This window comes from Stenotrophomonas sp. GbtcB23 (genome assembly GCF_019091045.1).
In the GTDB taxonomy this organism is placed as follows: Bacteria; Pseudomonadota; Gammaproteobacteria; order Xanthomonadales; family Xanthomonadaceae; genus Stenotrophomonas; species Stenotrophomonas rhizophila_A.
The window spans coordinates 92,559-104,291 of sequence record NZ_JAGXKC010000011.1 but is presented as its reverse complement, the minus strand read 5'-3'; the positions used below and the strand labels follow the sequence as shown (position 1 = coordinate 104,291).

The 11,733-nt window shown below is 66.0% G+C and carries 7 protein-coding genes; 2 read left to right on the top strand and 5 right to left on the bottom strand.

Going from position 1 to position 11,733, the window contains the following annotated elements; translation table 11 throughout:
* On the top strand, positions 1-754 hold a 754-nt coding region (locus KVS69_RS06840), incomplete at its 5' end, for an SGNH hydrolase domain-containing protein (protein WP_302675361.1).
* Between the two features lie 37 nt (positions 755-791).
* On the opposite strand, the gene KVS69_RS06835 is transcribed toward KVS69_RS06840, so the two are convergent.
* Genes KVS69_RS06835 through KVS69_RS06820 form a run of 4 tightly spaced genes read right to left on the bottom strand, consistent with a single transcriptional unit; the run spans position 792 to position 6,699 of the window.
* Entirely contained in the window at positions 792-1,976 is a 1,185-nt protein-coding gene (locus KVS69_RS06835) for an MFS transporter (RefSeq protein ID WP_217537570.1), read from the bottom strand.
* Positions 1,973-4,660 carry a methionine synthase gene (gene metH / locus KVS69_RS06830; protein WP_217537569.1) on the bottom strand — a complete coding sequence of 896 codons (2,688 nt, stop codon included), beginning with the start codon at positions 4,658-4,660 and terminating at the stop codon, positions 1,973-1,975. The genes KVS69_RS06835 and metH overlap by 4 nt, the downstream gene beginning before the upstream one ends.
* A complete protein-coding gene (locus tag KVS69_RS06825) occupies positions 4,657-5,757 on the bottom strand; it encodes a homocysteine S-methyltransferase family protein (RefSeq protein ID WP_217537568.1) in 1,101 nt (366 codons plus the stop codon). The genes metH and KVS69_RS06825 overlap by 4 nt, the downstream gene beginning before the upstream one ends.
* A gap of 12 nt (positions 5,758-5,769) precedes the next feature.
* Positions 5,770-6,699: a metalloregulator ArsR/SmtB family transcription factor gene (locus KVS69_RS06820; protein WP_068852932.1), complete on the bottom strand. Its 930-nt coding sequence runs from the start codon at positions 6,697-6,699 to the stop codon at positions 5,770-5,772.
* Between the two features lie 146 nt (positions 6,700-6,845).
* On the opposite strand from KVS69_RS06820, the gene KVS69_RS06815 reads away from it, so the two are divergent.
* Positions 6,846-7,994, top strand: a complete 1,149-nt coding sequence (locus KVS69_RS06815; RefSeq protein ID WP_093532534.1) for an acyl-CoA dehydrogenase family protein — start codon at positions 6,846-6,848, stop codon at positions 7,992-7,994.
* Positions 7,995-8,560: 566 nt separating this feature from the next.
* Here the strand turns inward: KVS69_RS06815 and KVS69_RS06810 are convergent.
* A complete protein-coding gene (locus KVS69_RS06810; RefSeq protein ID WP_217537567.1) occupies positions 8,561-11,731 on the bottom strand; it encodes a multidrug efflux RND transporter permease subunit in 3,171 nt (1,056 codons plus the stop codon).
* Positions 11,732-11,733 lie beyond the last annotated feature (2 nt).

Genomic DNA, 11,733 nt, shown 5'->3' with positions numbered 1-11,733 from the left:
GCGGGGCGAGTGCAAGGGCGGCAGCGGGGCGGCCGACGTGCTGTTCGTGGCCGGCGATTCGCACGCGCTGGTCTATAACGAGCTGCTGCGGCGCAAGGTGGTGCAGGACGGCGGGCAGGTTCGCCTGTACGGCAGTGGCGGTTGCGCGCTGGTGGGCATGCAGGCCTGGCGCGGTCCGAACCCGGGATGCGAGGTGTACACCCGTAACGTGCTGGAGGATATCCAGGCTGCCGCGCGTGCCGGTGACGTGCTGTTCCTGCCCGGGCTGCGCATTCCGCGCCTGGCCGAGCAGTACCAGCTGTTCGATGCGGCCCAGGTCACCGCCGATCTGGCGAGCCCGGCTGCGGTGCAAGGGCGGGCGGCCGAAGTAATCGCCTCGATCGAACAGCTGCGTCCCCTGGCCGAACGCGGCGTGCGGATCGTGCTGGAAGCGCCCAAGCCGGTGCTGCCTGCACCGCCGTACCGCTGCTCGGATGCGTTCAACCGCCACAACCCGATCTGCGTCAATGGCATGCAGATTCCGCGCGCGCAGGTGGAGGCAATGCGCGCGCCGGTGCTGGACAGCCTGCGTCAGGTTGCCGCCGCGTTGCCGGGTGCAAGCGTGTGGGATCCATTACCGGCGTTGTGCCCGGGCGACGTGTGCAGGCCCGATGCAGACGGCAGGCCGCTATATTTCGACGCCGATCACCTGAGCGGGTACGGCAACCGCGTCTTGTTGCCCGGTTTCCGCAGCCACCTGCAAGCGGTGCAGTAGGGCCGATAACGCCCATCTCTGCATTGACGCAGGAACCTCAGGCGGAAACGCGCCTTGGTTTGCGCAACAGTGGCAGGCTGATCGCGAAGAAGCACAGCAGTGCACCGGCGAACGCAAACCCCGCGCCGGCCAGGAATGCGGTGCGGCCCTGGTCGATGTTCCACAGCTGGCCGGCGATCAACGCGCCGAGCACGCCGCCGACGCCTGACGAGAAGCCATACAGCAGCCCCTGGCCGTGCCCGTTGAGCCGGCCCGGGAAGTAGGTCGCCAGCATCTGCATGGCCGCCGCGAAGAAGGCCGCAAATCCCAGCGCATGCGCGGTCTGCGCCACCAGCATCACCCCCAGGTGGTCCGGGAACAGTGCGGTGACGGTCCAGCGCAGGGTGGAGCTGACCAGGGCGATCAGCAGCATCCAGCTGGCGTCATAGCGGCGGAAGAAGCGGCCGATGGTGAAGAACACGCCGACCTCGAACACCACGCCGATCGTCCACAGCAGCCCCAGCGTGGAGGTCGCATAGCCGTGGTGATCCATGTAGACCGAAAAGAACGTGTAGTACGGCCCGAACGACAGCTGTTCCATGAACGCGGCCAGGAAGAACGCCAGCACCTGCGGTTTGCGCACGATCTGCCAGAAGCCGCTGGCATCACCATCCGCGCGATGGAAGTCGCGCGCGTAGTAGTTGGCAAACGCCGAGCCCACCAGCAACGCGAACAGCGGCAGCATCAGCCACGGCAGCAGGTACGCCTTCCCAGCTCCGCCGCCGCCTTCGATCAGCCAGCCAAAGCCCATCACCACCGCGATGAAGCCCAGCGAGCCCCACACCCGGATCAGCCCGTAGCGGTGGCTGTCGTTGCCCAGGTGGGTGAGGGTGATCGATTCGAATTGCGGCATCACCGCGTTGTAGAAGAAGCAGAACACCACCATGGCCGGGTACATCCACGGCAGGGGCAGCGGCAGCAGGAACGCGCAGAAGGTGAGCAGGGTCAGCACGCTGCCCACGCGCAGCCAGCGGATCGGGTGTGGCGAGGCGGCGGCAATCGAGGTCCACGTCGTGGGCGCCACGATGCGGGTGGCATACCAGATCCCCATCATCACGCTGATCGCGGTCACGCTCATCCCGCGCGCGGTCAGGAACAGCGACCAGTACGGAGTGAATGCGCCGAGCGCCGCGTAGTAGAACAGGTAGTAGCTGGAGAGGCGGGCGACCGGAACCGCGTTCATTCCGGATCGTAATCCAGGTTGGAGGCCAGCCAGCGTTCGACCTGCGCGCGTTCCACGCCCTTGCGTTTGGCGTAATCGCCGACCTGCTCGCGGGTGACCCGGCCCACCACGAAATACTGGCTCTGCGGGTGGCTGAAGTAATAGCCGGACACCGCCGCGGTGGGCAGCATCGCAAAGCTCTCGGTCAGCTGCATGTCCGCGTTGTTTTCCGCATCGAGCAGGCGGAACAGGGTGGCTTTTTCGCTGTGCTCGGGGCAGGCGGGGTAGCCCGGCGCCGGGCGGATGCCGCTGTACTGCTCGGCAATCAGCGCGTCGTTGTCCAGTGCCTCGTCCGGCTGGTAGCCCCAGTAATCGGTGCGCACCTGCTGGTGCAGGCGCTCGGCCAGGGCTTCGGCCAGGCGGTCGGCCAGCGCCTTGAGCAGGATCGCGTTGTAGTCGTCATGGTTGGCCTCGAAGCGGGCCACGTGCGGGTCGATGCCGATCCCGGCGGTGACCGCGAACGCGCCGATCCAGTCCTGGAGGCCGCTGTCGGCCGGCGCGATGAAATCGGCCAGGCAGAAGTCCGGGCGCTCCACCGGCTTGTCCACCTGCTGGCGCAGGAAGTGCAGTACGGCCGGCCCCTCCTCGGTGGTCAGGTGAACATCGTCGCCCACGCTGTTGGCCGGCCACACCCCGAACACCGCCTTGGCGGTCAGCCAACGCTCGTCGACGATGCGCTTGAGCATCGCGCGCGCATCGCGGTACAGCTCGCTGGCCTGGGTGCCCACGATCTCGTCGGTGAGGATGGCCGGGTACTTGCCGGCCAGTTCCCAGGCCTGGAAGAACGGGGTCCAGTCGATCACCCCCACCAGGTCGGCCAGCGGGTAGTCATCCAGCACGTGCAGGCCCGGGCGGCGTGGGGCCGGCGGCTGGTACTGCGCCCAGTTGCCGTCGAAACGCTGCGCGCGGGCCTTGGCCAGGGTCACCAGGCGTTTGGCATCGCCGCGGTTGCGGTGGCGCTGGCGGATGTCGGCGTAGTCGGCCTCGTTGGCGGCCACGAAGGCCTCGCGCAGCTCGCTGGAGATCAGCGACTGGGCCACGCCCACCGCCCGCGAAGCATCCTTCACCCACACCGTGGGCGCCTTGTAATGCGGGTCGATCTTCAGCGCGGTGTGCGCGCGCGAGGTGGTGGCGCCGCCGATCATCAAGGGCAGGGTGAAGCCCTGCCGTTCCATCTCGCGGGCCACGTGGCTCATTTCTTCCAGCGACGGGGTGATCAACCCGGACAGGCCGATGATGTCGGCGTTCTCGGCGCGGGCCGCGTCCAGGATCTTCTGTGCCGGCACCATCACGCCGAGGTCGATCACCTCGAAGTTGTTGCACGCCAGCACCACGCCGACGATGTTCTTGCCGATGTCATGCACATCACCCTTCACCGTGGCCATGATGATCTTGCCGTTGCTCTTGGCGGTATCGCCGCTGCGCGCCTTTTCGGCTTCGATGAAGGGCAGCAGGTAGGCCACGGCCTTCTTCATCACGCGCGCGGATTTGACCACCTGCGGCAGGAACATCTTGCCGGCGCCGAACAGGTCGCCGACCACGTTCATGCCGTCCATCAGCGGCCCTTCGATCACGTCCAGCGGGCGGCTGGAACGGATCCGTGCCTCCTCGGTATCGGCTTCGACCCAGGCATCCAGGCCGTGCACCAGCGCATGCGCCAGGCGCGCGTCGATCGGCTTTTCGCGCCAGGCCAGGTCTTCGCCCTTGATCTCGCCCTTCCTGCCCTTGTAGCGCTCGGCGATCTCCAGCAGGCGCTCGGTGCCATCCGGACGGCGGTTGAGGATCACGTCCTCCACGCGCTCGCGCAGTTCGGCATCCAGGTCGTCGTAGATCGGCATGGCGCCGGCGTTGACGATGCCCATGTCCATGCCCGCCGCGATGGCGTGGTACAGGAACACCGCGTGGATGGCCTGGCGCACCGTTTCGTTGCCACGGAACGAGAACGACACGTTGGACACGCCACCGGACACATGGCAATGCGGCAGTGTGCGCTTGATGATGCGGGTGGCTTCGATGAAGTCCACCGCGTAATTGTCGTGCTCCTCGATGCCGGTGGCCACGGCGAAGATGTTCGGGTCGAAGATGATGTCCTGGGGCGGGAAGCCGACCTGGTCGACCAGGATCCGGTAGGCACGGGTGCAGATTTCCACCTTGCGCGCGCAGGTATCGGCCTGGCCCTGCTCGTCGAAGGCCATCACCACCGCCGCCGCGCCGTAGCGCAGCACCTTGCGTGCGTGTTCGATGAACAGCGCCTCGCCTTCCTTGAGCGAGATCGAATTGACCACGCTCTTGCCCTGCAGGCACTTCAGCCCGGCTTCGATCACGCTCCACTTGGACGAATCGACCATCACCGGGATGCGCGCGATATCCGGCTCGGACATGATCAGGTTGAGATAGCGGGTCATCGCCTTCTCGGAATCGATCAGGCCCTCGTCCATGTTGACATCGAGGATCTGCGCGCCGCTGGCGACCTGCTGGCGGGCCACTTCCACCGCTTCTTCGTAGCGCTCTTCCTTGACCAGCTTGCGGAACTGCGCGCTGCCGGTGACGTTGGTGCGCTCGCCGATGTTGACGAACAGCAGGTCCGGGGTGATGACCAGCGGTTCCAGCCCGGACAGCCGGGTGTGGCGCGTAGGTGCGTTCATGCCGCCTGCTCCTGCGCGCCGGGCAGTGCGCGCGGCCGCAGGCCGGCCACGGCCTGGGCGATGGCACGGATGTGGTCGGGGGTGGAGCCGCAGCAGCCACCCACCAGGTTGAGCAGGCCGTCCTCGGCGAAACCGCGCAGGGTGGCGGCCATTTCGTCCGGGGTCTCGTCGTACTCACCGAAGGCGTTGGGCAGCCCGGCGTTGGGATGGGCGCTGACGTAACAGTCGGCCACCTGGCCCAGGGTTTCCACGTGCGGTCGCATCGCGTCGGCGCCGAGCGCGCAGTTCAGGCCGATCGACAGGGGACGCGCGTGGGCGAGCGACGCATGGAAGGCGTCGGCGGTCTGGCCCGACAGGGTGCGCCCGGAGGCGTCGGTGATGGTGCCGGAGATCATGATCGGCAGGCGCGCGCCGCGCGCATCGAAGGCTTCTTCGATGGCGAACAGCGCGGCCTTGGCATTGAGCGTGTCGAAGATGGTTTCCACCATCAGGGTGTCGGCGCCGCCGTCGATCAAACCATCGATGGCCTCGCGGTAGGTCTCGCGCAGCGCATCGAAGCTGGTGTTGCGGAAACCGGGATCGTTCACGTCGGGGCTGATCGAGGCGGTGCGGCTGGTCGGCCCCAGCACCCCGATGACGAAACGCGGTTTATCCGGGGTGTTGGCCTCGACCGCATCGCAGCAGGCGCGCGCGACGGCAGCGCCGGCCTTGTTCAACTCGTACACCAGGTGTTCCAGGTGGTAATCGGCCTGGCTTACCGAGGTGGCATTGAACGTGTTGGTTTCGATCAGGTCGGCCCCGGCCTGCAGGTAAGCGGTGTGGATCTCCGCGATCACCTCCGGGCGGGTCAGCAGCAGCAGGTCGTTGTTGCCTTTCAGGTCATGGCCTTCCGGGGTAGCGCTGCCCGCATCGTGCCCGCAGCCGGGCCGATGGGCGCTGTCGAAGCCGCCGGCGAAGCGTTCCCCGCGGTAATCGCCTTCCTCCAGCCCGTGCCGCTGGATCATGGTGCCCATCGCACCGTCGATGATCAGGATGCGCTGGGCCAGCGCGTCTTCGAGGGCGCGGACACGATCGGGGTGCAGCCAGGGCAGGGACATCGCGGGGAAACCTCAGGGCTTGCTGGCAATCAGCGAAATGACTTCAAAATGCGGCGGACGCTTTTCGCGGGTCACCGTTTCCAGGCTGGACACGACCAGCCCGGCCTTCTCGGCGAACTTACGCAGCTCTTTGTCCGAGAAACCCAGGTTGACGTGGCCATAGGCCTCGACGGCGGCCTTGTGCTCGTGGCGGGCCAGGCTGCAGAGCAACAGGCGGCCACCGGAGCGCAGCACGCGCGCGCCTTCTGCCACGGCCTGGGCCGGCTTGGCGGCGTAGGTCAGTGCATGCATCAGCACCACCAGGTCGAAGCTGCGGTCCTTGAAGGGCAGGGCATGCATGTCGCCCTCGCGCACTTCCACGTTGGCCAGGCGGCGCAGGCGTTCGCTGGCGGCGGCCACGACGCGGGCGCTGGTGTCGATGCAGACGTAGCGCTTGGCATGCGGGGCCACCAGTTCCGCCAGCACGCCATCGCCGGAGGCGATATCGAGCACGTCCCCGGTTTCCAGCAGCGGCAGCGCGGTGCGCGCCAGCGCTTCCCAGGTGCGGCCGGGCGAGTAGTGGCGTTCCATGTCGCCGGCCACGCTGTCGGCCCAGTTCTGGTCGGCGGCGCGGCTGGCCAGCACGCTGGCCACGCGTTCAGCATCCTGGCGCAGCAGCGGGTCGTCGCTGCCGGTGCTCAGGGCGTGCCACAATGCGCGTTGGGCAGGGTCCAGCGCGGCATCGTCGAAGCGGTAGTACGCCGACACGCCTGCGCGCCGGTCGCGCACCAGGCCGGCTTCCTTGAGGCGGGCCAGGTGGGTCGACACCCGCGGCTGGGCCAGGGTGGTGATGGCCGACAGCTCGGCCACGGTGAGTTCTTCCTGCTCCAGCAGCGCCAACAGGCGCACGCGGGTGGCGTCGGCGAACACTTTCAGCCGGACCGACCAGTCCTCGAGATCCATAAATATCTACCTATCGCGATATAGAGATATTTTCGTCCTTTGGCGCCTTCGCGGTCAAGTCAGCCCGGATTGGGTGGCCCCCGGTACAATCGCCGCACCTGGACGCGCCCGGCGCGGCCATATCGACATGTTCCTGGGAGGGTTTCGTGGATTTCAGTTTCACCGAAGAGCAGCTGATGCTGCAGGACGTTGCGCGCCGCATCGCGCAGGAAAAGATCGCGCCGAGCGCCGAGCACCATGACCGTACCGGCGAGTTCCCGCTGGACAACATCCGCCTGCTGGGCGAAAACGGCCTGATGGGCATCGAAGTGCCGGCCGAGTACGGCGGCGCGGGCATGGACCCGATTGCCTACGTGCTGGCGATGGTGGAGGTTGCCGCGGGCGACGCCGCGCATTCGACCATCATGTCGGTCAACAACTCGCTGTTCTGCAACGGCATCCTGACCCACGGCAGCGAGGCGCAGAAGCAGAAGTACGTGCGCGCCATCGCCGAGGGCGAGGCCATCGGCGCGTTCGCGTTGACCGAGCCGCAGTCCGGTTCGGACGCCACGGCCATGCGTTGCCGCGCGGTCAAGCAGGCCGACGGCACCTATGTGATCAACGGCAAGAAGAGCTGGATCACCTCCGGTCCGGTGGCCAAGTACATCGTGCTGTTTGCCATGACCGACCCGGAGCAGGGTGCGCGTGGCATCACTGCGTTCATGATCGACACCGACAAGGCCGGCTTCCACCGCGGCAAGACCGAGCCGAAGCTCGGCATCCGCGCCTCGGCCACCTGCGAGATCGAGTTCCAGGATTACGTGGCGGCGGCCGAAGACGTGGTGGGCAAGGAAGGCGAGGGCTTCAAGATCGCGATGGGCGTGCTGGACGCCGGCCGTATCGGCATCGCGTCGCAGGCAATCGGCATCGCACGTGCGGCCTATGAGGCCACGATCGAATACGTGAAGGACCGCAAGGCCTTCGGCGCGGCGATCGGCACGTTCCAGATGACCCAGGCCAAGATCGCCGACATGAAGTGCAAGCTGGATGCAGCACTGCTGCTGACCCTGCGCGCGGCATGGGTGAAGGGCCAGGGCAAGCGTTTCAGCAACGAAGCGGCCATCGCCAAGTTGACCGCCTCCGAAGCGGCGATGTGGATCACCCACCAGGCCGTGCAGATCCACGGCGGCATGGGTTACTCGAAGGAAATGCCGCTGGAGCGTTACTTCCGTGATGCCAAGATCACCGAGATCTATGAAGGCACCTCGGAAATCCAGCGCCTGGTCATCGCCCGCAACGAAACCGGTCTGCGCTGAGGCGGCTTCTCGCCTTACGGACCAAAGCATCGGGGCCCTATTGGGGCCCCGATTGCTTTTGGGGTGTCTGATTGCATGGTGTACCTGGGTACCGGGCTGCGCCCGGTAGCTTCATGCATCTGGGCGAACAGCCGTTGGCCACCGGTTTGCCGGAGTTGGCGAGCCGGTGCGGGTTTGCGGGGGGCGCCGTGAATCCATCCCTGGAGGCTCTTGCGAAACATCCATGTTTCGCAAAGCCCCCGCAAACCCGCCCCGGCTCGCCTATGACAGTGGGCAGGAGGCCACGGAAAAAGCACAGGGCGCGGTAGGGTTGGTTCCCAAACAACCGCCGTGAAGATTTCCACGTTCGATAACGCATTGAACTGATCGAAGCAGGTGCCGGCATCGCCGGCACACCGGCTTTTCCCGTGGCACCGACCCGCCTAGCCAGAGATCGTCCCAGCCACAGGCTGTTCGCACAAACGCATCAGCAGCCGGGCAACGCACGGCGACACGGCAAGCGGGCAACCGCAAAAAAAAAGGCCCCGGATCGCTCCAGGGCCTTTCGCGATTCAATCAAACAAAGATCAACGATCCGGACGATGCGCCGCGGAGGCTTCGCCCTGGCGTTCCAGGAACTCCTTGGACGGTTCGTCCAGCTTGTCGCCCAGCATGCGGCGGACCACCACGAAGAACACTGGGATCATCAGCAGGCCCAGGAAGGTGGCGAATACCATGCCGCCGATCACGCCCGTACCGATGGCGTGACGCGCGTTGGCGCCGGCACCGGTGGAGATCGCCATCGGGATCACGCCCATGATGAACGCGAACGAGGTCATCAGGATCGGCCGGAAGCGCAGGCGCGAGGCTTCGATGGTCGCCTCGCGCAGGTTCTTGCCTGCTGCGCGCTGCTCCACCGCGAACTCCACGATCAGGATCGCGTTCTTCGCCGCCAGGCCGATCACCGTGATCAGGCCGATCTTGAAGTACAGATCGTTGGGCAGGCCACGGGCGAGCGAGAACGACAGCGCACCCAGCACGCCCAGCGGCACCACCAGCAGCACCGCCACCGGGATCGACCAGCTTTCATACAGCGCCGCAAGGCACAGGAACACCACCACGATCGACAGCACCAGCAGCAGCGTGGCCGCGTTGCCCGCCAGGATTTCCTGGTAGGACATGCCCGACCAGTCGTAGCCGAAGCCCGCCGGCAGGTCATCCTGCACGATCCGCTCCATCGCCTGCATCGCCTCGCCCGAGCTCTTGCCCGGTGCCTGCGAACCGACGATGTTGATCGCCGAATAGCCGTTGTAGCGGCTCAGCGACGGCGGGGCGGACACCCACTCGGACTTCACCACGGTGCTCAGCGGAATCATTGCCGGCGTACCGTCGGCGTTGGTCTGCAGCGAGCTGGGGGTGTAGAAGCTGTTCAACGACTCCGCACCGGTGCGGAACGGACCATCGGCCTGCATGGTCACGCGCTTGATGCGGCCCTGGTAGAAGAAGTCGTTCACGTATACCGGCGCCAGCATCAGCTGGATGGTGCTGTACACGTCCGACACCGACAGGCCCATCGTCTGCGCCTGCACGCGGTCCACGTGCAGCTGCAGCTGCGGCGCGTTTTCCAGCCCGTTCGGGCGCACGCCGGTGAGCAGTTCCTTCTCCTCGGCCGCCTTGCCCAACAGAATGTTGCGCGCCTGCGTCAGCTGTTCGAAGCCGGCACCGCCGCGGTCCTGCAGCCACATGTCGAAGCCGCCGAACTGGCCCAGGCCCTGCACCGTGGGCAGGTTGACCACGAAGATCTGCGCCTCCTTGATGCCGTAGAACGCGCCGTTCATGTTCTGGATGAACTCGGGCACCGTGATGTCACGGTCCGCCCACGGCTTGAGCCGGATGAAGCCCATGCCCACGTTTTCGCCCGAGCCGACGAAGCTGAAACCGGCCACCTGCAGCATGCCTTCGAAGCCATCCTGCTTTTCCAGGATGCCGCGCATCTGCGCGAAGGTCGCATTGGTCTGCGCCTTGGTCGAGCCCGGCGGCAGCTGCACGATCGCCAGCGCATAGCCCTGGTCTTCTTCCGGCAGGAAGCTGCCCGGCATGCGGGTGAACAGGAAGCCGCACAGCACGGTAAGCACCACGAACAGGATCATCCAGCGCGGCGCATGCTTCACCGCCGAGGTGATGTGGCCCACGTAGGTGCCACTGATCTTGTCGTAGTACTTGTTGAAGGTGCGGTAGACCACGTTCGGTTCGCCGTGCGTGGCCTTCAGGAAGGTCGCGCACAGCGCCGGGGTGAAGCCCAGCGCCAGGAACGCCGAGAACGCCATCGCGATGGCGATGGTCAGCGCGAACTGCTTGTAGATCTCACCGGCGGCACCGCCCTGCAGCGCCGAGGGAATGAATACCGCCGCCAGCACCACGGTGATGGCCACCACCGCGCCGGTGATCTGGGTCATGGCCTTCTGGGTGGCGGCCTTCGGCGGCAGCTTCTCCTCGGTCATGATGCGTTCGACGTTCTCGATGACCACGATGGCGTCATCGACCACGATGCCGATCGCCAGCACCATCGCAAACAGGGTCAGCTGGTTGATGGTGAAGCCGATGATGCTCATGCCCAGGAAGGTGCCCAGCAGGGCGACCGGGATGACCAGCGTGGGGATCAGGGTGGCGCGGAAGTTCTGCAGGAAGATCAGCATCACCAGGAAGACCAGCACGATCGCTTCGATCAGGGTCTTGACCACTTCCTCGATCGAGATCTTCACGAACGTGGTGCTGTCGTACGGCGAGAACCAGGTGACCCCGGTCGGGAAGGTGGATTCCAGTTCATCCATCTTCGCGGTGACCGCGTTGGCCACGTTCAGGGCGTTGGCGCCCGGCAGCAGCTGGATCGCGAAGGCGCCGGTCGGCTTGCCGTTGTACTGGGTATCGAAGCCGTAGTTGTTGGCACCGAAGGCGATGCGCGCCACGTCCTTGAGCAGTACGCGCGAACCGTCCGCGTTGGCCCGCAGGATGATGTTCTCGAACTGGTCAGGCGAGCTGAAGCGGCCCTCCGCCGACACCGTGGCGGTGAAGTAGTGGCCTGCCGGCGACGGATCGGCGCCCAGCGAACCGGCCGCGAACTGCACGTTCTGGGCCTTGATCGCCGCCAGTACCTGGGTGGCCGAGAGGTTGTAGCCCTGCATGCGTTCCGGGTTGAGCCAGATGTTCATGGCGTACTCGGAACCGAACTGCTGGGTGCTGCCCACGCCGGGAATGCGCGAGATCTGGTCGAGCACGCGCGAACCCACGATGTCGTTGAGCGCATCGCGGGTGATCGCTTCGCTGTCCGACTGCAGCGCCACCACCATCAGGAAGCCGGCGTTGGCCTTGGCCACCACCACGCCCTGCTGGGTCACTTCGGTGGGCAGGCGCGGCGTGGCCAGCGACACCTTGTTCTGCACCTGCACCTGGGCGATGTCCGCGTCGGTACCGGTTTCGAAGGTCAGGGTGATGGTCGCGCGGCCGTTGGAGGCCGACGAGGAGCTGAAGTACAGCAGGTGATCGATACCGGTCAGCTGCTGCTCGATCACCTGGGTGACCGACTTTTCGGTGGTGTCGGCGCTGGCGCCGGGGTAGGTGGCGCTCACCGTCACCTGGGGCGGTGCGATGCTCGGGTAGGACTCCACGCCCAGACCCAGGATCGAGATCACGCCCGCAAGCGAGATCAGGATCGCGACCACCCAGGCGAATACCGGGTGTTCAATGAAAAATTTAGGCATGA